General features: G+C 40.2%; 18 protein-coding genes and 3 pseudogenes. 2 read left to right on the forward strand and 19 right to left on the reverse strand.

Annotated features, from left to right (window positions below; genetic code table 11):
* Positions 1 to 168: pseudogene (locus ACFINM_RS03865) on the forward strand (P-type DNA transfer ATPase VirB11); the annotation flags it as partial.
* Between the two features lie 813 nt (positions 169 to 981).
* Here the strand turns inward: ACFINM_RS03865 and ACFINM_RS03870 are convergent.
* The 11 genes and pseudogenes from ACFINM_RS03870 to ACFINM_RS03920 form a co-directional block, all read right to left on the reverse strand.
* On the reverse strand, positions 982 to 1,206 hold the full coding sequence (locus ACFINM_RS03870) for a type II toxin-antitoxin system RelB/DinJ family antitoxin (RefSeq protein ID WP_375640557.1): 225 nt from the start codon (positions 1,204 to 1,206) through the stop codon (positions 982 to 984).
* Between the two features lie 200 nt (positions 1,207 to 1,406).
* A pseudogene (locus ACFINM_RS03875) lies at positions 1,407 to 1,652 on the reverse strand (HigA family addiction module antitoxin).
* A gap of 651 nt (positions 1,653 to 2,303) precedes the next feature.
* Positions 2,304 to 3,281, reverse strand: coding sequence for an RNA-guided endonuclease InsQ/TnpB family protein (locus tag ACFINM_RS03880; protein ID WP_375640561.1), 978 nt, complete (start codon positions 3,279 to 3,281; stop codon positions 2,304 to 2,306).
* Positions 3,268 to 3,447, reverse strand: a complete 180-nt coding sequence (locus ACFINM_RS03885; protein WP_375640566.1) for a helix-turn-helix domain-containing protein — start codon at positions 3,445 to 3,447, stop codon at positions 3,268 to 3,270. Before ACFINM_RS03885 ends, ACFINM_RS03880 begins: the two co-directional genes overlap by 14 nt.
* Positions 3,448 to 3,497: 50 nt before the next feature.
* Positions 3,498 to 4,119: pseudogene (locus ACFINM_RS03890) on the reverse strand (IS607 family transposase).
* A 267-nt stretch (positions 4,120 to 4,386) separates the two neighbouring features.
* Positions 4,387 to 5,760, reverse strand: coding sequence for a phosphoglucosamine mutase (gene glmM, locus ACFINM_RS03895; RefSeq protein ID WP_375611769.1), 1,374 nt, complete (start codon positions 5,758 to 5,760; stop codon positions 4,387 to 4,389).
* Positions 5,761 to 6,313: 553 nt separating this feature from the next.
* On the reverse strand, positions 6,314 to 8,476 hold the full coding sequence (gene ftsH / locus ACFINM_RS03900; protein WP_375640570.1) for an ATP-dependent zinc metalloprotease FtsH: 2,163 nt from the start codon (positions 8,474 to 8,476) through the stop codon (positions 6,314 to 6,316).
* Between the two features lie 114 nt (positions 8,477 to 8,590).
* The gene (tilS, locus tag ACFINM_RS03905) at positions 8,591 to 10,078 is read right to left on the reverse strand and encodes a tRNA lysidine(34) synthetase TilS (RefSeq protein ID WP_375640573.1); all 1,488 of its coding nucleotides are present in this window, start codon (positions 10,076 to 10,078) and stop codon (positions 8,591 to 8,593) included.
* 18 nt (positions 10,079 to 10,096) lie between these two features.
* On the reverse strand, positions 10,097 to 11,653 hold the full coding sequence (locus ACFINM_RS03910; protein ID WP_375640577.1) for a tol-pal system protein: 1,557 nt from the start codon (positions 11,651 to 11,653) through the stop codon (positions 10,097 to 10,099).
* 52 nt (positions 11,654 to 11,705) lie between these two features.
* The gene (gene pal, locus ACFINM_RS03915; RefSeq protein WP_273790460.1) at positions 11,706 to 12,227 is read right to left on the reverse strand and encodes a peptidoglycan-associated lipoprotein Pal; all 522 of its coding nucleotides are present in this window, start codon (positions 12,225 to 12,227) and stop codon (positions 11,706 to 11,708) included.
* A gap of 202 nt (positions 12,228 to 12,429) precedes the next feature.
* A complete protein-coding gene (locus ACFINM_RS03920; protein ID WP_375611764.1) occupies positions 12,430 to 13,125 on the reverse strand; it encodes a DUF1013 domain-containing protein in 696 nt (231 codons plus the stop codon).
* A gap of 368 nt (positions 13,126 to 13,493) precedes the next feature.
* Between ACFINM_RS03920 and ACFINM_RS03925 the strand changes: the two genes are divergently transcribed.
* Positions 13,494 to 14,240: a YebC/PmpR family DNA-binding transcriptional regulator gene (locus ACFINM_RS03925; protein ID WP_375620979.1), complete on the forward strand. Its 747-nt coding sequence runs from the start codon at positions 13,494 to 13,496 to the stop codon at positions 14,238 to 14,240.
* Between the two features lie 1,063 nt (positions 14,241 to 15,303).
* Here ACFINM_RS03925 and tolB read toward each other — a convergent pair.
* The 8 genes from tolB to ruvC form a co-directional block, all read right to left on the reverse strand.
* Positions 15,304 to 16,629 (reverse strand): Tol-Pal system beta propeller repeat protein TolB, encoded by a 1,326-nt coding sequence (gene tolB, locus ACFINM_RS03930; protein ID WP_375640580.1) that lies wholly within the window; start codon positions 16,627 to 16,629, stop codon positions 15,304 to 15,306.
* A 38-nt stretch (positions 16,630 to 16,667) separates the two neighbouring features.
* Positions 16,668 to 18,062 carry a cell envelope biogenesis protein TolA gene (locus tag ACFINM_RS03935; protein WP_375640584.1) on the reverse strand — a complete coding sequence of 465 codons (1,395 nt, stop codon included), beginning with the start codon at positions 18,060 to 18,062 and terminating at the stop codon, positions 16,668 to 16,670.
* Positions 18,063 to 18,169: 107 nt separating this feature from the next.
* Entirely contained in the window at positions 18,170 to 18,622 is a 453-nt protein-coding gene (gene tolR, locus ACFINM_RS03940) for a protein TolR (protein WP_375611761.1), read from the reverse strand.
* A gap of 15 nt (positions 18,623 to 18,637) precedes the next feature.
* Positions 18,638 to 19,351: a protein TolQ gene (gene tolQ / locus ACFINM_RS03945; protein WP_375611760.1), complete on the reverse strand. Its 714-nt coding sequence runs from the start codon at positions 19,349 to 19,351 to the stop codon at positions 18,638 to 18,640.
* Positions 19,352 to 21,039: 1,688 nt separating this feature from the next.
* Positions 21,040 to 21,480, reverse strand: coding sequence for a tol-pal system-associated acyl-CoA thioesterase (gene ybgC / locus ACFINM_RS03950; protein ID WP_375611759.1), 441 nt, complete (start codon positions 21,478 to 21,480; stop codon positions 21,040 to 21,042).
* 217 nt (positions 21,481 to 21,697) lie between these two features.
* On the reverse strand, positions 21,698 to 22,792 hold the full coding sequence (ruvB, locus tag ACFINM_RS03955; protein WP_375620983.1) for a Holliday junction branch migration DNA helicase RuvB: 1,095 nt from the start codon (positions 22,790 to 22,792) through the stop codon (positions 21,698 to 21,700).
* Positions 22,793 to 22,805: 13 nt separating this feature from the next.
* A complete protein-coding gene (gene ruvA / locus ACFINM_RS03960; protein ID WP_375640589.1) occupies positions 22,806 to 23,420 on the reverse strand; it encodes a Holliday junction branch migration protein RuvA in 615 nt (204 codons plus the stop codon).
* 13 nt (positions 23,421 to 23,433) lie between these two features.
* Entirely contained in the window at positions 23,434 to 23,949 is a 516-nt protein-coding gene (gene ruvC / locus ACFINM_RS03965; RefSeq protein ID WP_375620985.1) for a crossover junction endodeoxyribonuclease RuvC, read from the reverse strand.
* Positions 23,950 to 24,323: the final 374 nt, after the last annotated feature.

Genomic DNA, 24,323 nt, shown 5'->3' on the forward strand with positions numbered 1-24,323 from the left:
ACCCTTTTAGTCAAAGAAAGTGACGGTGGTGGTAATTTAGCACGCGATGATATCCGCGGCTTATTAATCTCGATGATTGATGTCATCATCCAATGTAAACGCCTTGAAGGCAAATTTCGTGTAACAGAAATCTATTACGATCCTTTCAAACGCCGTGATGCTTTTTAAAAAAACGCTACCCCTCACACCCTTTTTTATAAGCAAAAACTATACCAATAGAGCTTTCTTAAAAACACGATTAATCGCTTCAAGTTCAGTGTCAATAATCGAAAACAACAAGTAAAAAGAAGTAAAAATATCATCCCCATTCCCAATCACGAATGCGCCCCACAGGAAAACCAAAACGTGCCGAAAATGATATCTATAACCCTATATTTTTTCTGATTTTTTTTTGACATCAATATTTGCAGGAATATCGATACAAAATTTAGTATCAGTTTTACCTTTAGCTTCAGACAAAAGCTTCACAAACACCTTTTAATATACGAGGTCCTGCTTTATGTGCCTTATCCATTATTATTCTTTTCGATATTCATCAAGGCGCAGTTAAATTTTTCTTCAATGCATTCCTCTCTGATTTTGTCAAATTACCTCAAGATGATTGACTGTAAATATCTTCGATCAACACCGGAATATTTTGACCACCCCAAAAGGGTATAACCTTATATCCCCCACTTTTACTCTTATGCTTTTAAACCTAACTTTCCTTGGCTTCACCTCATTCCTTGCATAAAACCACCAACATCTGAATGAGTAGCAATAAAAGAAACAATATCAAATAATTATTCAGGCGATATGCCTTCTTCTTTCACAGAAATTCAATAAGCTGCCATTTCAATCACGGTTTGCATACATCATTCAATATACGGAAAACACCCATAACGATAATGATGTAAATGAAAAGCTCATTTGAAGTGAATGATCAGAAATATCAAATATCCAAATGACAAAACAAATCTTACCTATCTTCAGCTATATCTCTTAACCCTTGTCACTTCTCTTAACCCTTGTCACTTTTCTCAAAAGTTTAATTGTTTCCGCATAAGGAATATACATATCAAATAGCAATCCTTTTTCATAAACAACTTTAGTTAAAGCAATCCGGATAAAATCAGACACCGTAAGTCCTAAACTTGCTAATATTTCACCAGCTTCTTTTTTACGTCCTATCATGTGGGTTCGTACAACGTCTTTTGTCACACCCATATTAAACTCTTTTGATTAGCTCTCTTTTGTCATATGGCTTAATAGGGCTTATACAGCATAAGGCTTTATCCTTGCCCTTACCGTATCATATCTATTGATCTTGCACGCGCTATTGCGTTGATTTTCTCCTGTTGTCTCTGTTGCAAAAACTTAACTGCCATTTGAAACTCTTTTATGCAATCTTGATCATGAGACTGTTGTTAAAAAATTGCTTTTGATAGATCATAATTTGTTTGCATAGCAAGCCAAGCACGTGCTGTGCTTACACCAGCCATTTCAAGCCTAATAGCAAGATTAGCACTCATAGCGGCTTTTCCATTTAAAACTCTAGAAAGTGCTACACGAGATATACCAAGCTACTCTGCTGCTTCATTAAAGGATAAACCAAGCTCTTTGATCACATCTTCTCGCAATAATTCACTGGGATGTGAAGGATTCTTCATCATTGTTTAGATCTCCTTTTTGATGATAATCCAGATAATCAACCATTTCGACATCTATGCTATCAAAGCGAAATATTACGCGACAATTTCCATTTACAGTAATTGACTAATAATCCTTGAAATCACCCTTTAGCAGATGTAATCAAAAAGACGGATAACTCAAAATCTTTTGGCGATACATCTCCTTCAAGAGCACTTAGAATACGCTTTAATTTTTGAGCATGGGCGGTTCTAATCCCTTCAGTCGTACCAGTATTATAGAAGGTTTCAATCCTTTTATGTTTAAATCTTAAAATTGTAAATGAATATAGAGTGTACCCTTCCAAAATCCAAAAAATGTTCATTATTTTTACATCACATAGCTTTTTTTACTTTATAAATATTAGAACTATCGTGAAAAAAATTGATCATTCTCATCTCTTTCTCATTATTCTACTAATTATTGGAAAAGTATAAGTTCATAATTAGGAGGAGCTAAACGTAATAGGAGCGTATCATATCTCCAATTGGCAGCGGCACTTAAAAACATCAAGATGATATAACCACAATACTCATTGCTGTTTGATGTTCATGGGGCGCTGCACCCGCTGTATGTCCAGTAAAAAGAATGAATAACACTTAAACTCCCGTTCTATCAAACTTATGTAAATATAATCATTTCTGATTAAATATACTGTTGATTTCCTGCTTCTTCGAGGCTGGTTTCACCAAAGTCACAGGACATTGGCCAGAGCCTTCCTCTCCACAGGCTGACACGGTGGAACTCACCGCCAAGTTTTTTAAATTAATCGCGGCATTAATGTCTCTATCATGGTTCGTACCACAATGAGAACATCTCCACTCACGTATGTTAAGAGGCAATTGTTCAATCTTACATCCGCAATGATGGCAGATCTTACTGCTCGCATACCAACGATCTGCAATAACAATCTGTCGACCATAACGTGCCGCCTTATATTGCAATTGACGGCGAAACTCGAAAAAACTTTGATCTGCAAGGGCACGCGATAAATGCTTATTTTTCAGCAAGCCTTTTACATGAAGATCTTCCAGACAAAATGTACCAAAACGCTGAATTAAATCTGTTGTAACCTTATGCAAATGATCTGTTCTGATATTACTTATCCGTGCATGAAGCTTAGCGAGTTTTTGTTTCTCCTTATAACGATTGCTCGAGCCTTTTTGCTTACGGCTTAGCCTTCGTGATAAGCGCCGTAAACGATTTAGCAAAGCCTTATAAGGTTTAACGCCTCCTATGGTTTCTCCTGTCGAAAGCGTTGCAAGTGCATTGATGCCCAAATCAAGACCAACAATAGCTTGGTTCTCGCTCAGTGACTCTTGATTATCTGTTTCAACGCTAAGACTTACAAACCACCGATCCGCTTTACGGCTAATGGTTGCTGACAAGATCTTTCCTTGAAATCGCAATTGTTCTCGCAGACGAACCCAACCAAGCTTGGGAATTCTTATCTTGAAACCTTGCAACTGTACTTGATCATTGGTCAAAGTAAAACGATCGTGCACTCCTTTCTTTCTAAAAGTGGGATATCGGCTTCTCCCTGAAAAGAAATTCTTAAAAGCCATACCCAATTGAATAATTGCCATTTGTGGAGCATTTTTAGTGACTTCCATTATCCATGGATAATTGTTCTCGTTTTAGAGAATTGAATTGTCTACGTAGCGCATAGTCATTAGGCTTTGGTAAATTATTATCTTTCTTCCATGCTTCATATTGCTGCTGCCATTCCTTCAGTGCCCAATTATAAGCAAAGCGCGCGCAACCACTGGCTCGAGCCATGTAGCTTCGTTGTTTATTGTTTAAGTCTAGAGCTATTTTGTGAGCAACAATCATTGCGATGCTTCTACAGCTTGACGAACATTCTCTAATAATCTTTGATTTTTTCTCGAACGACTTCCATAAAGACGAGCACTGAAGACAGTAATAATTTCTAAAACATCTTTGGCTAAATCTTCTTCAAAACTGCTTTCTTCTCCTTGATTGAGAATGACAACCTCAACTTGTTTGGCTTCACAAATGGCGAAGACCAATTCCGCACCAAAGCGCAATAAACGATCTTTATGCGTAATCACCAAACGACCTATTTCATTTTCAATGAGAGCATCCAATAAACGTTTAAGACCTTTTTACGATAATTCATCCCTGACCCTAAATCAGAGATGAGTTCATAAGTCCAACCTTGGCTTGCGCAATAAAGCTCGAGAACCTGTTTTTGTCGCTCTAAATCGTCTTTTTGATCATGGCTCGATACACGCGCATAAGCAATGGTTTTTCTTTGTGATAGTTCTCTCGAATGAAAAGCCCAGATCTAAGCTTGGATAGGTCATAACGGCGGTGACCTCCTGCCGTATGCTCAGAAATAATTTTGCCTTCACATTCCCAACGGCGTAGAGTGCTGATCGAAACACCCAAAACTTGAGCGGCCTTACCTATCCCAATAAATCTATCCATAATGTATATTATTACACAGATATAAATAGATTATAAGTAAGCTGGTAAAGCCCCCACTACAAACTCTGTTAAACTAATAACCGGTTTACGAATAAGTAAAAGAAAAAGGAAAATCAAAAAAAGGCATATTTTTCATATCTTACGAACTATAGAGAAATCTATACGCATTGTAGTTATTAGAATTGGACTTTCCTTTTGTAATTGCCAAAACCCCGCATTAAAATCAGACCTTTATTCAAAGATGATCTGATAATTTTTTCAAAAAATTCAAGATTCCTCAAGTGCAGTCCCCATGCGTACATCATGATGAATAATAACATCCATCAACTCTGTCACGACAGTGTCCAATACTTCTCGTGCATCGCCTTCAGCCATAAGGCGGATAACCGGCTCAGTTCCAGAAGCGCGGATCACCAGCCTTGCCTCTTTTCCCAACCGCTTCTCTGCTTGATCAATGGCCGCTTTGACGGGATTTTTTTTCAAGACATTTTTATTTTTAATCGTTACATTTTTTAAAATTTGCGGTACAGGTTCAAACCGTTTACACAATTGGCTCATAGGGCTTTGACTTTCCTTCATACAGGCTAAAATCTGCAATGCAGCCACCAAGCCATCACCCGTTGTACCAAAATCACTAAGCACGATATGGCCAGAAGCCTCACCACCAACATTATATCCCTTTTGGCGCATGGCATCGACAACATAACGATCTCCAACTTTTGTCCTTACAAGGTGCAACCCTTTGCTATTCAAGAAACGCTCTAGTCCAAGATTTGACATAATCGTTGTGACAACACCATTGCACCGTAATCGTCCCATTTTATGCCAATTTTCAGCAATTACAGCAATTAACTGATCTCCATCAACCGTTTGTGCTTTTTCATCAACAATGAGAACCCGATCTCCATCTCCATCAAGAGCAATCCCCACATCAGCACGCACTTCATGCACTTTTCGTTTTAAAGAGCTTAAATCGGTTGATCCACATTTTTGATTAATATTGGTCCCATTGGGCTCATCATGAATAGCAAAAACCTCAGCCCCCAATTCCCATAAAGCACGGGGAGCCGCTTTATAAGTAGCCCCATTGGCACAATCCACAACAATACGCACAGTATCTAAGCGAACATCACGCGGCAAAGTTCGTTTGGCATATTCAATATAACGATAAATATCTCCCTCAACCCGTTTTGCATAACCAATTTCGGCAGAACTTGCTAAAGACTTTGAAAGATCTGTATCGATCAATTGTTCAATTTTCGCTTCCATATCATCTGAAAGCTTAAAACCATCAGGACCAAAAAGTTTAATTCCATTATCATAGAACGGATTATGAGAAGCAGAAATCATCACCCCAAGATCCGCGCGCAAAGAGCGGCAAAGCATTGCAACAGCAGGCGTTGGCACTGGCCCCAATAAAAAAGCTTCCATCCCCGCAGCAGTCAATCCTGAAACCAAAGCGTTTTCCAACATATAGCCCGATAATCGTGTATCCTTGCCAATCACCACACGATGAGATTGATGTTGTGAGCGAAATAAAACCCCTACAGCCATCCCCACCTTCATGGCAAAATCGGGTGTCATAGGAAATGAATTGGCTTTCCCCCGAATTCCATCTGTACCAAAATATTTTTGCACCATGCCTCTTTCCTTTAATATATAATTCTTCCCTTGGCTTTTCCTTAAAACCCTAACAAGCCCCCTTGGTACAATAGTCCTCCTCTCCCCGTATAAAATCAGATCATTGATCTTAAATCTTCATGCATTTAGACAATCAAGCCCCCTATTCACCATCTACACATCTAAACTACTCTCAAGCAATTATGTTTACACCCTTACACATAAAAGCAATATTATCTCCTCAAAATGCTCTATACATCCCTTTAACACAACCAACGGATAATTTCACACCCTTGCTAAATCCGTAAAGAAATCCAGCACCAAACCTCATACCCTACCAAATCAGCAAGGAAATCTATCGCCTAACCTTACACCCCCCTACCACATTAGAAAAGCAACAGTCCACCTCGCCTTGTAGCATGCTAAAGCCGCCATCATACAACGGCTTTGCTTAATTTTTTGCTTCCATATTTTTGCAAATATTACAAGAAAGGCGCAAACAAAACTTGCGCCTTTCTCAAAGAATTTAGAAGTTTTCCTAAAACATCGTCACTCAAGCGATATTAAACAGTTCTTATTTTTCTTTATCATGTCCCGCAGTATTGGACTTCTTTTCAGCATTACTTTTAGAGCGGTTGACTGATTTTGTGGTGCCTTTTGTGCTTTGCGCTTTTTTCTCAGTCTCATCCGATTGCACTTCTTTAGACTGAGCCTCCTTAGGCCCAACATTACCGGATTTTGCTGTTTTTTTCCCAACAGCTGCCTCTGCTTTGCCTGCTTCGCCTTTATCTGTCTCTGCTTTATGAAGCACTGTTTTAGGGGCTGCTTCAGCGTTTTTTTCATCTACCACTGTTGTCTCTGTCTTCATTTTTCCAGTTTTTGGAACAGAAGACCCCCGTGGCGCAGCACCCTCATCTTTCTGTGTGCGTGAAGGAGGCTTTCCTGCAATAACTTCGTTAATTTCAGCTCCCGTTAAAGTCTCATATTCCAACAAACCTTGTGCCAAAGCAAACCATTCTTTTCTTTTTGTTTTCAAAATGTTTGTCGCATTTTTATAGGCATCATCAATAAGCTTACGCACTTCCATATCAATCATGCGCGCTGTTTCTTCAGAGACATTTTGTGTTCGCGCAACAGAATGACCCAAAAAGACTTCATCTTGGTTATCGCCATAAGCTACATTTCCAAGCAGATCAGAAAATCCCCACCGTGTGATCATCGCGCGAGCTAATTTCGTTGCTTGTTCAATATCAGAAGAAGCACCAGATGTGATATTTTCCTTTCCAAACTTTAATTCTTCAGCCACACGTCCACCCATCATAATAGCCAAACGAGAAATCATCCACCGATAACTCATAGAATAGCGATCGCCTTCAGGCAATTGCATCACCATTCCCAATGCTCTTCCCCTTGGAACGATTGTTGCTTTGTGAACAGGATCAGCAACCGGCACATTAAGAGCCACAATAGCATGTCCTGCTTCGTGATAAGCAGTGAGTTCTTTTTCCTCTTGTGTCATAGCGGTTGAACGACGTTCAGCCCCCATCATCACCTTATCTTTGGCATCTTCGAATTCTTGCATCGTGACAACTCTTTTATTACGGCTCGCAGCCATAAGAGCAGCTTCATTGACCAGATTCATCAGGTCTGCACCGGAAAATCCTGGTGTTCCCCTTGCCAAAATTTTCAAATCAACGTTAGGCGCTAAAGGCACGTTGCGCACATGCACTTTCAAGATTTGTTCACGCCCAGAAACATCAGGGTTTGGCACAACAACTTGTCGGTCGAAACGCCCTGGTCTTAACAAAGCGGGATCAAGCACATCGGGACGGTTTGTTGCGGCAATAAGAATAATACTTTCATTGGGCTCAAACCCATCCATTTCGACAAGCAACTGGTTTAAGGTCTGTTCACGTTCATCGTTTCCACCGCCAAGACCAGCCCCCCTATGGCGCCCAACAGCATCGATTTCATCAATAAAGATAATACAAGGTGCATTTTTTTTAGCCTGTTCGAACATATCGCGCACACGGCTTGCCCCAACACCAACAAACATTTCCACAAAATCAGACCCTGAAATGGTAAAGAATGGCACATTGGCTTCACCGGCCACAGAACGTGCTAGCAAAGTTTTACCGGTTCCTGGAGGACCAACAAGCAAAACACCGCGTGGGATACGCCCCCCTAAGCGTTGAAATTTTTGTGGTTCGCGTAAAAATTCAACAATTTCTTGAAGATCTTGCTTTGCTTCTTCAACGCCAGCAACATCTTTAAAGGTAATACGTCCTTGCGCTTCATTAAGCAATCTTGCTTTCGATTTCCCAAATCCCATTGCACCGCGTGATCCATTTTGCATTTGCCGCATAAAAAAGACCCACGCCCCCACGATAATAATAACAGGTAATAAGGAAAAGAGGAGATTGAGGAAAATGCTATTTCCAGAGCTTTCAGGAATAGCTTTAACATTAACGTTTTTGCTTTCCAATTTTTGTATCAAACCTGGATCGCGAGGAGCATAGGTTGAAATAGTTCTATGTTCAATGGTTTTTCCTGTTAATTTTTGACCTTGAATGGTCACAGATTTCAACTCATTATTCTCAACTTTTTGCAAAAATTCAGAATAGGAGACTTCTCCACCACCAGAACGTTGGCTATCTCCATTAAAGAGAGAAAACGACACAATCAAAATCAATGCAATAACTCCCCAAATAAGGAGAGAGCGGTAATTGGAATTCATATTCAGCCCACTTAATCAAATATAGATTTCAAACAGTTCCCCTTAACATATAACCTTGTCAGCCCCTTGCCAAGGGATGAGAAGCTGTTTATTTTCTTTTAGAGTAATTTTCCTTTATCTTTTCACCTCAATATTAAAAAAAGGTTCCACAACATTCACCAAGGCTGCATCTTCTCGTGAGGAAAGCCAATCGAAAGGTGCCATAATCCGCTTGACGATAACATGTTTATGAACAACTGCTTGAGAAATCAACTCTGGAATATCATACCCTTTATGATTTGAGATCATCAGCAGCGATTGTAAAGAGGGAAAATGAGGCTTTTCAAGCTCAAAATCGCTATTTTTTAATAAAAATTTCAGCTGTTCTAAATTTGCGGCTCCAACCTTTATAGCCTCATATCCATGATTTGTGATATGATAGCGCCCATCCCATATAAAAGTTTTATCTGGCTCAACAATAGCCTCTTTCATATTTCGCCCTTCACGCCACAAAGAAATTCCCTGCTTGTTATATTCAATAACAGAGCCCGCATAAGTAAAACGCCGCTTTTCTGGAGAATCGAGACAGAGTTTTTGAACAAGCATGCTTAATTTCTGATTGGGGAGCAAATAAAATCCCCCTCCCATCAGCACAGCAAAGAGCCCCACCACGAAAGGAAAACTGGAATGTTTCTGTAAAAATAGCGCAGGCTTTGCTATGAAACAACGTCCATGTTGGACAGTAATATCCAGTGCTAAGATCAAATCAGCAATATTTTGCGCGTGTTGACGACGCTGCAATGCGGCTTCATTTATTTTTTGAGCAATATAAGCCAATTTTTGTGGAGAAAGAGATTGACGCACGCGCACACGTTCAAAATTGCGATCTTCATTGGTTGGATCATCAATCCATGTTTGTCCTTGTAAGCGTAAATAATTCCGTAATGTTTGGCGTTTTACACCAAGGAGTGGCCGAATCAAACGCACTTTTCTATGCAACAGCGCCTCACGCGGAATACAGGATAAACCACGTTCATAGAGGGGACCATAGTTTTTTTCGGCAATATTTTTTCTTGTTTTTCTGGTATGATCCTCATCACGTATACCCTCGGCTTCACCGCGCAAAATACCAGCAAAACCACTGGCATAAACCTCATCGCGCATGGCAACAGCTCCACTATATAAAGCACCTCTATTCTTTTGGAGACGTTGATACCGCATTTGATAGGTCTCAACCTGATCATTGAGTGTATGCCCCGTCATAATAAGTGATGCGCCTTGTTTTTGTGCTTCTTTAACCAAGAGATCATAGCGTGCAACACGCGCGCTGGAAGCAATATGCGTCTTTGGCTTTTCGCCTTCCCATCGCACAGTGATATGTTGAATATCATGGACACGACAAATTTTCGCAACAGTTTCTGCTTCACGCATCGATTCTTTACGCAATTGATGATCAACCGTGACAACAATCATTTCTGGAGGAAATGCGAGAGTTTCCAAATGCTCTTTGACCAAAAACATCAAAGCCAAAGAATCACTTCCCCCTGAGACGGCAAGAATCAACTTCTGACATTGAATAAAATCCGATGTTTTAAAGAGATTTCTTGCCAGTCTAACGCACACCGAAAACGACCTCGCTGTTTATTTTGCAGGTTTACAAAAAACAGATGCTAATGTTTGTTGACGTTTTGATTTTTTCACAAAATGAGCACAATCGTCTTTATTTGGCTCAAGAGCGACCATACTTCTTGCTAATTTCAGTAAAATCTCCGAGGTATAGAGCTTCTTTTTATCTGCATACCATGCGGTAAGATAAACTTGTGCTGCTTCATGATAGCGTTTTTGCCCCAACAAAGATTCGGCCAACCAAAATAAAGCATCATCACTCAAAGGATCTTTTTTGTAACGATTTTGAAAAGCGCAAAAGCTTTTTTCAGCATCAACATAGTTAGCAGAACGAATAAAATCATACCCTTCCTTATACAAAGCTTTAGAAGAAGAAAGATTGTCACTCTGATGTGCTTCAATTGGAGCACTTACTTCATGCGCTTTGTTAAAAGGTTGACTGTTTTCATGGTCATGGCTCTCCACCTTAGCTTCCACAGCAGCAACCTTTGTCTGGTCACCTGTACTATAGTCCTGCTCCATCTCTTCTTTTACAGTCTGAGATTTTTCATCTACAGCAGACTTTTCAAAAGAACAAGAATAAACAGAAGAGGCTTCTGTATCAAAAAGCTCGTGAAACTGCTTGTTAACATTTTTTAAACTGTTATGCTCAAGCACCATTCGTATCTTATGCAAAAGCTTATCTAAATCATAATCTTTAAATAAAGCCTGTTGATTCTCTAAAATAATCCCTTGGTGCTCCGCAACACTAGTAGCTTTTTCTATCACATCAGATGCTGCTTTATCAGCTGCTTCAGGCGCTTCCTTCACTGCATCGACAGCCTTATCAACAGCGTCAGTGGCTTTTTCCGCCGCGCTAGATGCTGCTTTATCGGCTGCTTCAGGTGCTTCCTTCACAGCATTGACAGTCTTATTAACAGCGTCAGTGGTTTTTTCCGCTGCATCAGATGCTGCTTTATCAGCTGCTTCAGGTGCTTTCTTCACTGCATCAACAGCCTTATCAACAGCGTCAGTGGCTTTTTCTATCACATCAGATGCTGCTTTATCAGCTGCTTCAGGTGCTTCCTTCACAGCATCAACAGCCTTATCAACAGCGTCAGTGGCTTTTTCTATCACATCAGATGCTGCTTTATCAGCTGCTTCAGGTGCTTCCTTCACAGCATCAACAGCCTTATCAACAGCGTCAGTGGCTTTTTCCGCCGCATCAGATGCTGCTTTATCGGCTGCTTCAGGTGCTTCCTTCACAGCATCAACAGCCTTATCAACAGCGTCAGTGGCTTTTTCTATCACATCAGATGCTGCTTTATCAGCTGCTTCAGGTGCTTCCTTCACAGCATCAACAGCCTTATCAACAGCATCAGTGGCTTTTTCCGCCGCATCAGATGCTGCTTTATCGGCTGCTTCAGGTGCTTTCTTCACGTCATCAGTTGCCTTATCAACTGCATCAACTTTATCCGTATCATGTGCAGGATATTCGGAAGCCTTTCGTGCCGCACTTTGAACAAGTGAAGTAGAACAAGCTATGAAAACCCCCATATAAAAGAGTGTTTTCCAATTGATTTTACGATACATTCTTTTTTCCCCTTAAGAGCTTATTAAATAGTTGAAACAAACAATCTTCTTTTTAATGACTATTCATGTCATTCAACGTTGTCACAGCACGTCGATTTTGATTCCAACAGGAAATATCATCACATACTGCTACAGGTCTTTCTTTTCCGTAAGAAATTGTTTGAATCCGTTGTGCGGACACACCAAGAGACACCAAATAGTTTCGCACAGCAACAGCACGGCGCTGTCCAAGTGCCAAGTTATATTCACGTGTTCCCCTCTCATCAGCATGACCTTCGATCATAATAGAATAATAAGGATAATGAAGCAACCATTCTGCTTGGCGCGTTAAAATACGTTCAGCATCAGCATCAAGTGAAGAAGAATCGAGACCAAAAAACACGCGATCACCCACATTAACCGTAAATTCTTGTCCTGAACCTGGTGACATCTGATTCAAACCAGCATCATTCATATAAGCGCCATTCATACCGTTAAGTGCACCAACATTTTTTTTGCCACACCCACCCAGGCATAGTGAGAAAAGAAAGAGGATAGCTAAGGAATGAGAGATGGTTTTTTTGGTAGAGCGCATAGTCCGTTTCTCCTTGAATTTCGTAAAGAAGGGTCAATTCTTAAAAATATTTTTAAGAATAACCGTTAATTCCTAATGAAGAAGAAATTTTTTCTGTTTTTTCGTCCTCATTTTTACTTTTGAGTCTCTGCCAATTTTTCTTCTCTTTGGCCATTCCTCTAACATTTCCATAAAAAATGTTTCCCTTATGCGTCATGGCTTTTTATGCATCATCTTGATCTTGACGATTTTTTTGCAGCGCGTTCAGCTTTGCAAAAACTTTATCAGCGTCAAAAGTCTTATGCAGATTTTCTTCACTCTCATTTTCCTCTAGAGCAGCGTTTTCCGTCACAGAAGCGGGAAGCAACGACCTATCTTCTTCTGCAGCAACAGGACGATTTTTCGCCGCACGCTGGAGCTCAAAATCTAAATCGATTTGCGAACACAAACCAAGCCCTACAGGATCAAGAGGAACCAAATTCGCACTATTCCAATGGGTTCTAAGGCGGATTTGTTCAATTGTCGCTTTTGTTGTCCCAATCAACCGTGCAATTTGTGCATCTTTCAACTCGGGATGGTTCGTCACCAACCATAGGATACCATTGGGACGATCTTGGCGTCGAGAAAGAGGGATATAGCGCGCCCCTTTACGTTTTTTTTCAGGAATATGCACCCTAGATTGAGAAATTTTCAATCGTGCGTTTTGATCAGCCTCCACCCGTGCAATTTCACTGCGCGTCAATTGCCCAGAACTAATCGGATCTAAACCTTTAATACCATAAGCCGCATCACCATCGGCAATAGCTTTTACTTCCAAGACATGCAATTTACAAAATTCTGCAATCTGATCAAAAGAAAGAGCTGTATTATCAACCAACCAAACAGCTGTTGCTTTGGGCATCAAAAGTTGCGTTGCCATTTTTATAAATCCTCTTCTGCGCCTCTTCTATGAGGCAGGTTACCGCCCACTCAAGAGCACTGGAACTTTTTTATATGTTTAGGTCTCTCCAACCACTCCTAAAACAAAGTGCGGCATGGAATAAACCATTTTGCTATGAGATTACATTCTGTTATAGCGTTATTTTTGCTCAACGACAAGAGATCTCTCTTGTAATGATCCTCAACTAAGGTGTCTTTACCTTTAAGATGAATTTTCTTATAAAGGGTTTATTCGATTATTTCACCTCATGCTGTGGCACATTTATTCTGGTGGGATGCGTGCTTTATCGCCTTAAATTCTAAGGAGTATCCAACTGGCAAAAAAGCCCTCAAATAGGAAGGAAAACTATGGCAGGCCATTCACAATTTAAGAATATTATGCACCGTAAAGGGCGTCAAGATGCAATGCGCTCGAAAATATTTTCTAAGCTTGCGCGCGAAATTACCGTAGCAGCAAAACAAGGTGCTCCTGATCCAGCCATGAACCCACGTTTAAGGCTGGCTGTTCAAAATGCCAAAGCACAATCGATGCCGAAAGATAATATTGAACGCGCGATTAAAAAAGCGTCAGGCGCCGATGTCGAAAATTATGATGAAGTACGCTATGAGGGCTATGGACCAGGCGGCGTTGCCGTCATTGTTGAAGCTTTAACTGATAACCGCAACCGCACCGCTTCAAATGTGCGCGCCGCCTTCACAAAATCAGGAGGAGCCTTAGGGGAAACAGGATCGGTCAGTTTCATGTTTAATCGGATTGGTGAAATAGTCTATAAGCCAGAAGCAGGAACAGCCGATAACATCATGGATGCAGCAATTGAAGCCGGTGCCGAAGATGTGCAATCAGAAGAAACCGGACATCATATTACCTGCGCATTTGAAGATATTGGTGAAGTTTCCAAAACACTTGAAGCAAAACTTGGTGAAGCAGAATCGATTAAAACGATTTGGAAAGCCACCACCCTTGCACCAATAGATGAAGAAAAAGCTTTGTCTGTTTTACGACTAATTTCAACATTAGAAGAAGATGATGATGTGCAAAATGTTTATGCAAATTTTGATGTCAGTGATGAGATTTTGGCAAAATTGTCTGTATAATTCCCATCATTTGCATAAGCCCTCTCTTCATGCATGAGGGCTTCAAAAGCATCTGTCACCCCTCCTCTTTATCCGCACATATAAAAGCCCCGCGTCAATAGCGGGGTAAGCCATTGATGCAACAAGAAACCACAATCAATCGCAGAAAACATAATCCCAAAAAGAAAAGCATCCAAAACTCTGTAGCCTCACGCCTTTCTTACATGCCCCAAAGATTATCCCTATATCCCCTCTCTATTTTATCTTTTTGTTCTTTAAGATTAACCTCCTCTCCCCACCCTCAAGTAATGAAATGATCTAGCCTCTAAACAATTAGGGGTTTCTTGACGTATTCCTATGACGAATCACTCATGAAATTCACTTGAAACTTAAGGCTCAACAAACATGCATTCCCCTAAATATTCGCTACGCACTTAAAAAACACTTAGAATATATCAAGGAGATTTATACGCCCTATATCCCCACACCTCAAAGAGCAGTGTTTTTACAACATCACAGAATAAAAATAAGCAAATGGAAAGCCAGAGCTGATTGTTTAGCAAAGTATTGTACAAAAAGCCGGTACATCTCTCTAATCCGTTGCAGATAAATTTTTGACTTTATGGCATCGTATATTTCTAAAATAACGTCATTTATCTTAAAAATCTGTCCTTTTGCTCTTACCAATCAATCAATATTCAGATCTAAAACAACCGCGTACTTGAATAAAACACATCAGAGAGCAACAGCCCCCCTGACAAGAGGACTCTTCACAAACAAAATCGAAGAAGAAGTTTAAAAAAATATATATAGCGACACTTTGAATAAAAAGTTGAACTCTAGAGACCTCAGAATTTTCGACTCTATTTTTTCAAGGTCTTGTTTTGAATTTTTTTAAGCATTTTCCCCCAAGGAAATTCCATTATCGATCAACAACCATAGATGATAGATGAAATCTACATAACTCCCCATACCCACTATAATCAATTCCTTCTTTTAAATAATTAAAAAACTATTGAGATTGTTTAAACTTGAGACTGTGTAGACTATATTCCTTCTATATTCTGTTTTTAAGCATTTTGTTTTACTGTACATTGAGCAAAGGCGACCATGCTGGATCTGAAGCATCATTGGGGGTGGGTAATTGACGTTCATTGCGACCCGTAATATCAATCGTATAAATTTTTGGTCCCATACCGGGATTTTTGCGAAAGAACATCAGCACACGACCATTAGGGGCCCACGTTGGTCCTTCATTGTGAAACCCTGTGGTTAAAATTCGTTCTCCTTGTCCATCAGGGCGCATAACACCGATAGAAAATTGTCCGCTTAATTGTTTTGTAAAGGCGATATAGTCACCCCGTGGAGACCAAATAGGTGTTGAATAACTCCCATCGTTTGAAGAAATACGCTGAATATTACTCCCATCCGCATTCATTTTATAGATTTGCGGCTTTCCACTACGATCTGAAGAAAAGACAATTTGTTTTCCATCCGGTGAATAAGAAGCAGAAGTATCAATAGCAGAAGTTGTTGTAAGTCGCGTCATCGTACGGGTTCGTAAATCCATAGTGTAAAGATTGGCACTCCCATCATTTTGTAACAAACTCATGATAACTTTTTGTCCATCAGAAGAAAAACGCGGAGCAATTGTCATGTTATTAAACGTTCCGATCAACTCTCTTTGCCCCATTTCAATTTGTTGGAGATAAACATGAGGTACTTGATTGTCCTCGTAAGCCATATAGGTCAATTCTTGTCTTTTTGGTGAAAACCGCGGTGTAAGCACCAATTCACTTCCATCAGACATATAAATCAAATTTGCTCCATCTTGATCCATCATTGCTAAACGTTTAATGCGTGCATTTTGAGGACCTGTTTCATCGATAAAAACAATCCTTGTATCAAAATAACCACTTTCTCCTGTCATTTCACTATAGATCTCATCTGCGATCATATGTGCCACACGCCGCCAACGTTCTGTCGCAGTATAAAAACGCCGTCCTTTCAATTGTCTTTGTCCAAACACATCCCATAAACGAAAATCGACCCTCAAACGTCCATCGATTTCTCTCATGACTTGCCCAGTAACTAAACCTTGCGCTTTTATTTTCTGCCAAGAAGCAAAATGTGGTTGTTTATTAGGATTAGAAATGTTTTCAAAAAAATTTGCTTTATCAAGCGGTAAAAAAAGCCCCGACCGTTCGAGATCGGCTGTCACCACAGCAGATATTTTCAACCCAATCGAATCATTGGAAATAAAGTCTGTAATTGCAATGGGAATGGGATTAAAATCAGCGCTCGAAATAGTTCCTTTCAATTGCGCATAACCCGATGAAATACTTGAAAGCCACACCCCACAAGTGACAATAAACCAAGCAAAAACTTTATGTCTCGTTATAGTCATCATGGAATGTGTCCTTTCGTTAAGCGCTTTTTTCTCGTTTATCATCTTATTTCTTGGAGGGGATCAACATTAAAGTCAAAACCTTGCCCCCATAGATCATATTGATCACGTGGGAGATCTGCATAAGGTTGGCATGAAAAGACAGCAGCATACACCTGCCTTATCATAATAGCTTGTTGACTCTCAAGGCCGCTTACGGGATCAATGATAGGATCGCCCACAACCATCCCTTCACGGTCTAAATAAAATCGCAACCGCACGACCGGACGATTTTTTAAATCGCCGCCAAGCGCCACAAGTTTAAGCTTCTGTTGAATACATCCCCCCGCAATATTGACCAATGTTTGTGCCATTTTTGTGGTATCATTAATATTTTTTCTTGCACCCAAAGCTTCTGGTATATGAGAACGTTTTGCTCCCCCTCCTTGTGACCGCGCACGATTGAGCAAATTATTTTCCTCCAGAGCTAAAATATCTTCAATGGTCTGTTTCTCTTGGTTTTTCTTGTTAAGCTTTGGCGTCTTTTGATTCAATGCAGCCTCATTCTTCTTTGGAAATTCTCCGTCAAACTTTGGTTTAAACTGTGGAAGAAGAGATTTTTCTGGAAGTACAATTTTGGGCGCTTGATGAACAATCTGCTCTGCTGGTACTTTTGGGACCGTTGGAGCCAATTCTTTTGGCGATATCATTTCTTCATTTTTGTGCGCAGGCTTGAGCGCAACCTTAGAGGCATCTTCCGGCACTCTCAAAGGCATCTCAGGCGCAACCTTGGGCGCATCCTCCGGTGCCTCCAAAGGCATCTCAGGTGCAAGCTTTGACGCATCTTCCGGTACTCTCACAGGCATCTCAGGCGCAACCTTGGGCTCATCTTCCGGTACTCTTACAGGCATCTCAGGCGCAACCTTAGGCTCATCTTCCGGTACTCTCACAGGCATCTCAGGCACAACCTTAGGCGCATCCTCCGGTGCCTCCAAAGGCATCTCAGGCGCAACCTTGAGCTCATTCTCTGGTTCTTTTGAAATCTCTTCTGTTTTTGTTTCTAATAATTCTGGTTTTGTAAGTTCGGGTGCAAATGTTTCTGACGTGTTCTCGCTTGATGGTGGCGATGCTGTTTCAACGGGACGCGGCTTTTCCTCTGGTTGAAATGGTGCAAGACTATCTATTTGTCCCTCTCCAATATGGCGTGCATCTTCTTTCTCTTGTGGTTGCATAGTTGGTTTTACGGCAGGGATTGCACGTATAGGAGCCTTCACGGCTCCTTGTTGAGAAGAAAACTCGTCCACCAAAGGAGCAAGAGTGATGGGAATTGCTTCCAACGGTTGTGGTAAAGAGACAGAGCTTGTAAACTGAATAGCTCCCCAACTGAGAAAAATGACATGGACCACAAGGGATAAAGCCAAGCCTCGTTTCATACTATGATAGGAGTCTTTGTTCATTCTTTATGCCTTACTTATGCCTTATACATTTTTTCATTTTTAATCACTCTATGCTCTTTTAAAAAAATTAAGAACAACCGGTTATACGCAATTTTATTACTTATTATTTATTGTGCTAAACTTGCTAACGCAACTTGAGAAAACCCCGCTTTTTGAATATCTGCCAGCAGTTTTAATACTTGCTGATATTCAACAGTTTTAGCAACCCGTACAAAAACCCGTTGATCTTTTTGTGTAGCATCTGCTTCCAGAAGAGTTTTCAGGTGTGCAATCAGGGACTGTGACGTTTCATAATAATCTTGATTAATGGCAAAGCGCCCTTGCGCGTCAAGTGAAACCGTAAGAGGTGTTTTTTGAGCTCGTACGGGACCCGCTTGACTACGAGGCAAATCTAGAGGAACACCGTTCACTAAAAGGGGGGCAGAGACCATAAAAATAATCAACAAGACCAGCATGACATCCACAAAAGGAGTGACATTGATCTCACTCATCAGTTGGCTTCGTGAATGATGCCGCCTACGTGTATTTTTGCGAGAAGAAGAAGCAACAGAAAAGCCCATGGGATAAGATCCTTTTTATAAAGAGGAAGGTGCTGTGCGTGTTTCATCAATACGCCGCGATACAATTGTTGAAAATTCATCGGCAAAATTTTCTATTTGTGCAATGATGCGCGCACTTTCATGAGTCAACTTGTTATAAGCAATAACAGCTGGAATTGCTGCAAACAAACCAATAGCGGTTGCCAAAAGCGCTTCTGCAATCCCTGGCGCGACAATGGCAAGTGATGTATTTTGAGAAGCTGAAATAGAAAGAAAAGACTCCATAATACCAATAACTGTTCCAAAAAGTCCGATAAAAGGTCCCGCAGATCCCAGTGTCGCAAGAAAACTTAATTTTGATTCTATTTTTTCACTTTCACGTCCCAGCGTCAAATCCATAGCCTTATCAATTCTGCTCTGCAAACTTTTCGATGTATGGGTCCCTTTTTCAAGAGATTTTTTCCATTCAACCATTGCTGCCATAAAAACTGCGGATATACTATTGGTACGTTGACTTTTGCATGATGCATAAAGATCTTCTAGCGCTTTGCCAGACCAAAATGTGCGTTCAAACTGCTTTATTTCACGCCGTATTCTCCGATACGTAAAAATTTTATCAAAAATAATTGCCCAACTCCAGATAGAAGCGAGCAGCAACCCGATCATAACACCTTTCACGATCCAACTCGCTTGCATAAACAAATGCAACATTCCAATTGTTTCTGGATTCGTTAGTTCTAAATGCGGCATAATTTTTGTCCCTCTAAATGAAAGATGCATTTTTAAAATTTATAAAACAGATTATTTTATAGTTTCTAAATTTAAGTAAAGACTCTAGTCTCACATAAATCCATGCGCTAAAACAAGACTTGTTTCTTAAATTTCCTTAAAAAGTGATGACGAGAGACATCCCTCAATGCACGCCCCTCTCATTTCACAACAGCATTTATGAAAAATATAACGATCAGGATTTCTCCATAAATGCTATAAAAATAAAAGATATAAAAATGCATGATATAAAATCTATTATGCACCACCATCTTTACGCTTATGAAAAGAACGCTAAATCATCATACGCGTTTCTAGCTTAAAATGCTGCAATAAGTCTTAGCACTTGAAAAGATTCATAAGAGGCATTTATTCCTTTCTTAAGTGTTTTTGTACCCACTCACCAACTCCGCTTGTGACATGTAAGAAAATGTTTTTGATTAATTCGCGGCAATAGAGCTTGAAAAGAAAAAGTTTTACAAGTTTCAGAATTATCTGAAAGTGACAACGCAATGAATTATCATTGTAAATAAATATGTTATCATCATAAAAGATGACGCTTTGCCTCAGGCTATTGTTTCTCTCATTCTTTAATAAGATCACACCATCGGGCACAAAAAACGACACTAAACCACCCTAAAACGCCTCACAACAATGCACCTCACCTAGGCCCCCCTATAAGTCCTATATAATCTAGTGTAAGTCTCATGTAATCTCATTGTGTTGTGAATTAGCCCCTTTCAATGCCTATCATCTCTCTGGCACCTTGGTATAACGTACAAGCTTCTGTGACATGAAAAAAGCCTTTTCACATTTTTACCTCATCAAAACCGGCTTCTTCGCTCTCTTTGCTCACTTGCGATATTTGATCATTATTGCATTGAGAATGATCCATAAGGAACATTTTTACAATTTTTTCAATGGTTTATATTGTTCTCTTATGATGTATAAGCAAATGATTTTAATTGTTTCAACATGAACAGATCTGAAATGAAAGTATTTTATTCTATTCCTCTATTGGGGTTTGTGCCCGTGAGAAGTGATAATATATCTTTTTAAGTCAATATATTATATAGAATAATATGCTTTTGAAACTTTAAATGCAAGAATGCATTTCTGCTTTGTATACATTGATCTCTCACTCATTCACTACGTTTAGAAGCGCACATAAAGTTATGCATGATGGATAGAAATGGATGAGAGACGCGCTCTTGTGAGACCAAATGACAATCCAGTAAAAAAACAAATCAAATTGCTTAAAAACACCCTTTGGGTGTTTTGAGACAATTTTCGACCTAATAGCTTATTATCCCTTTATTGCAATATGTTGCTGGGTATATACATTTTTATTTTTTTATATTTTGTACCTTTTCGCTGTTTTCTGATGCCAACAAACCTTTCTTCAAAAGAAAGAAAAATATCTTGAGCTTATAGCAGAAAATGGATGATATGACATTGATTTCGAATCATAACATGGATGGGGCGTGTTTAATTTTGTGGGATATCATCTTCAATTTATTGTAGTTATTGTAGCAGAGGTGCTTTCTTTTGCTGTATCATATAACCTTATTGAAAAACATTTAGGCTATAATAAATGTATAGTCTTAGATTATAGATTACTTTATATCTGCTGATCTCTCCTGAAGCGGCTGTTTCAATGAAGCACACTTTTAACCAAGCATTTTTGCAAAAAGCTCTTTGGGTAAACGTCGCGGTTTTGCCTCCTCATTAATCAGAGCAATTTCAACTTTGGCTGTTACCAACGTGGTCATCTCATGCAAAATAGATTGCTCCATAAAAAAGCGGGCCCCTTGGATATGAGTAACACGTGTTTTAACAACTAAAAGATGATCAATTTTAGCTGGTCTTGAAAAATTAATTTCCATATGACGAACAACAAAAAACAGTTTTTCCCCCTCACCCCCTGCTGCTAACATCTTATTATTAAAACCGGTATCGCGTAAAAACTCTGAACGTCCTCGTTCAAAAAACTCAAGATAACGCGCATGATAAACTACACCGGAAAAATCTGTATCCGCAACATAAACGCGGACCTGAAAATTATGAAAAGCGTTTGTATGATTGCTCTTAAAAGGTGTTATTTCTGTCATCGACTTCATATCCCATAAAATCATCTAATATAGCAAATTATCTATCAATCAAAAGATTGAACACATTTTTGTGTTGAAGTTGTGAAAAGCAAAAGCAAAAAATCTTTAATAGTGCCAAACCTTTTTAGCCAGAATATGCTAAAAGAAGGCACGTCTCTTGTATTTTATGACCTTGCTATAAAATATTCACATAGTTTCTTTTAATAAAGAGAATGCCTTAGTCATCTTCCCCATCCCATAAAGATGTCTGAAGTGATGAATTGTCTTGAGCATCAGAAAGTTGAGAACGCCTTTGTATAGACGTTGTAGAGGCTGGAGCAGAAAGCCCTAAATGGCTCCAAGCCTTTTCAGTTAGAATGCGTCCACGAGCGGTTCTTTGAATAAAACCTTGTTGGAGCAAATACGGTTCAACAATATCTTCAATGGCATCGCGTGGTTCTGATAAAGCAGCAGCAATTGTTTCAATCCCCACCGGTCCCCCTAAAAAAGTTTCCGCAATCAGGAGCAAGTAGCGACGATCAAGCGGATCAAGCCCAAGATAATCGACTTCAAGGCGCGAAAGCGCTTCATCGGCGATTTTTTGGTCAATTTGTTTTGCTTGTTTAACCAAAGCAAAATCACAAACGCGCCGTAAAAGCCGTCCGGCAATGCGCGGGGTTCCCCGTGCTCGGCGTGCAATTTCATGAGCACCATCATCACTGATCTTGACGGCAAAAAGTCGTGCATTACGCTGCACAATATATTCCAATTCTTCTATCGTATAAAAATTGAGACGAATTGGAATACCAAAACGGTCTCTCAGCGGTGTGGTCAAAAGCCCCAAACGTGTGGTTGCCGCTACCAAAGTAAATTTAGCCAGATCAATTTTCACCGAGCGTGCGGCCGGCCCCTCCCCAATGATCAAATCCAGTTGATAATCTTCCATGGCTGGATAAAGAATTTCCTCAATCGCCGGATTTAAGCGATGAATTTCATCAATAAACAAGACATCACGTTCTTCAAGATTGGTCAAGAGAGCGGCTAAATCTCCTGCTTTAGCGATGACCGGCCCTGAAGTAGAGCGAAAATTAACGCCTAATTCTTTTGCCATAATCTGTGAAAGCGTTGTTTTTCCTAACCCCGGTGGTCCTACAAACAAAACGTGATCCAGCGCTTCTTGCCGCGTTTTTGCTGCTTCAATAAATATTTTTAAATTAGCCCGTGCCGCTTCTTGACCAATAAAGTCATCGAGAACTTGTGGCCTCAAGGAACGATCTGGATCGTTAGGAAGGGAGGCGGAACCCAGAAGGCGTTTATCTTCATCTTTATGCATTGTTACCTTGATTTTAAGTAGGAGAAGAAAGCAATTTGAGACTATGGCGGATCAGCAGGGCAGAAGAAACAGTTTCCCCCTCAAGAGCATTCATCGCAAGAGCAAGAGCACGGGATGCATGCTCCCGTTCAAACCCTAGCTTCATCAACGCGGAAAGCGCATCATGCGCAGGTTGATTGGTCATCTCACGCTGAGGAACCGAAACAGTCTTGACCGCTTGTTCAAAGGGGAGTGTTTTACTTTTCAGTTCACCCACAATTCTTTCACTGACTTTTTTACCAACGCCCGGCGCTCGACTAATCATCGCAACATCGTTTAAAGCAATAGCCTGTGCAAGTTCATCTGGCGATAAAGTACCCAAGATTGCCAAAGCAACCTTTGCTCCTACTCCAGGAACATTTTGTAGAAGACAAAACCACTCCTGTTCAGCTCTTGTAGTAAAACCAAAAAGGCGGATTGCGTCTTCCCGAACATGCGTTTCAATAAAAAGGCTTAACGCCTCGCCAACAGAGGGTAAAGAAGGACGCAGCCGATTTGACACAAAAACAACATACCCCACACCGTGAACATCAAGAAGGATATGATCATCAAAGATATGTTCAAGAGTGCCCTTTAATTTGCCAATCATGTTGCCATCCCACTCATATCGCCATCCTTGCCTGATAAGATCGGTCAATACTGTTACGGTGCATACTATGACAAAGAGAAAGAGCAAGAGCATCAGCCGCATCACTGCTATCAAATTCAGCCCGTGGGAGGAGAACTTTGACCATCATATGGATTTGTTCTTTAGCCCCATGTCCAACCCCAATAACTGATTTTTTCACTTTGTTGGGCGCATATTCAAAAACAGGAAGATTTGCTTGCGCAGGAACCAGCAGTGCAATTGCACGCGCTTGGCCAAGTTTTAAAGTTGCTGTAGCATCTTTGTTGACAAATACATGTTCCACAGCGGCTTCATGGGGCATAAATTGATGCACAACCTCTGAAAGACCTTTGTGGATCTGACATAGTCTGGAAGCCAGCGCACACTGTACATCAGAAGAAACCGTCCCTGCTGCAATAAACTGAAGACGATTACCCGCAACATCGATAACGCCCCACCCTGTACGCCGTAATCCGGGATCAATGCCTATAATACGAATCGTCTCTGCCATAAACTACAGTCTATACACTTTTCCCCCTTGTGAATAAAGATGTGAATAAAGACAAGACCACAAAGAAAACAACAACCCAAGACAAAACCAGTAAAAAGATAATCATATCCCCCAAATTTATACAATTATAACACACAACGAACAGCATCTTTATGGAACACACTTTATGAAGCATAACTGAAATCAATCAAAACCATTCACACATCACAAGCAAGCACCCTCTAAAGCATAAAAATTCCCTTTCTATATCATATCCAACGCCATAACGGTTAAACATCGCAAGCGAGCAAATAGAGAGTGCTGGATTGCACATTCATAAGTGTAAAGAGGCTATGCAATGGATGGTACACACTTTACGAAAACTTTTTACATTA

Origin of the sequence: Bartonella sp. AA168HLJHH, assembly GCF_042197365.1 — a bacterium.
GTDB lineage: Bacteria > Pseudomonadota > Alphaproteobacteria > Rhizobiales > Rhizobiaceae > Bartonella.

What these genes read in the sequence shown, in the direction of transcription:
- tolQ (WP_375611760.1), bottom strand. Translation starts at nt 19,351, where the DNA reads ATGCCGCATTTAGAACTAACGAATCCAGAAACAATTGGAATGTTGCAT.
- tolB (WP_375640580.1), bottom strand. Translation starts at nt 16,629, where the DNA reads ATGATGACTATAACGAGACATAAAGTTTTTGCTTGGTTTATTGTCACT.
- ruvA (WP_375640589.1), bottom strand. Translation starts at nt 23,420, where the DNA reads ATGATTGGCAAATTAAAGGGCACTCTTGAACATATCTTTGATGATCAT.
- ruvC (WP_375620985.1), bottom strand. Translation starts at nt 23,949, where the DNA reads ATGGCAGAGACGATTCGTATTATAGGCATTGATCCCGGATTACGGCGT.
- ACFINM_RS03920 (WP_375611764.1), bottom strand. Translation starts at nt 13,125, where the DNA reads ATGGCAACGCAACTTTTGATGCCCAAAGCAACAGCTGTTTGGTTGGTT.
- ACFINM_RS03925 (WP_375620979.1), top strand. Translation starts at nt 13,494, where the DNA reads ATGGCAGGCCATTCACAATTTAAGAATATTATGCACCGTAAAGGGCGT.
- ACFINM_RS03910 (WP_375640577.1), bottom strand. Translation starts at nt 11,653, where the DNA reads ATGTATCGTAAAATCAATTGGAAAACACTCTTTTATATGGGGGTTTTC.
- ybgC (WP_375611759.1), bottom strand. Translation starts at nt 21,480, where the DNA reads ATGACAGAAATAACACCTTTTAAGAGCAATCATACAAACGCTTTTCAT.
- pal (WP_273790460.1), bottom strand. Translation starts at nt 12,227, where the DNA reads ATGCGCTCTACCAAAAAAACCATCTCTCATTCCTTAGCTATCCTCTTT.
- ACFINM_RS03935 (WP_375640584.1), bottom strand. Translation starts at nt 18,062, where the DNA reads ATGAACAAAGACTCCTATCATAGTATGAAACGAGGCTTGGCTTTATCC.
- ACFINM_RS03885 (WP_375640566.1), bottom strand. Translation starts at nt 3,447, where the DNA reads ATGGCTCGAGCCAGTGGTTGCGCGCGCTTTGCTTATAATTGGGCACTG.
- ACFINM_RS03870 (WP_375640557.1), bottom strand. Translation starts at nt 1,206, where the DNA reads ATGGGTGTGACAAAAGACGTTGTACGAACCCACATGATAGGACGTAAA.
- glmM (WP_375611769.1), bottom strand. Translation starts at nt 5,760, where the DNA reads ATGGTGCAAAAATATTTTGGTACAGATGGAATTCGGGGGAAAGCCAAT.
- ftsH (WP_375640570.1), bottom strand. Translation starts at nt 8,476, where the DNA reads ATGAATTCCAATTACCGCTCTCTCCTTATTTGGGGAGTTATTGCATTG.
- ACFINM_RS03880 (WP_375640561.1), bottom strand. Translation starts at nt 3,281, where the DNA reads ATGGAAGTCACTAAAAATGCTCCACAAATGGCAATTATTCAATTGGGT.
- tolR (WP_375611761.1), bottom strand. Translation starts at nt 18,622, where the DNA reads ATGGGCTTTTCTGTTGCTTCTTCTTCTCGCAAAAATACACGTAGGCGG.
- ruvB (WP_375620983.1), bottom strand. Translation starts at nt 22,792, where the DNA reads ATGCATAAAGATGAAGATAAACGCCTTCTGGGTTCCGCCTCCCTTCCT.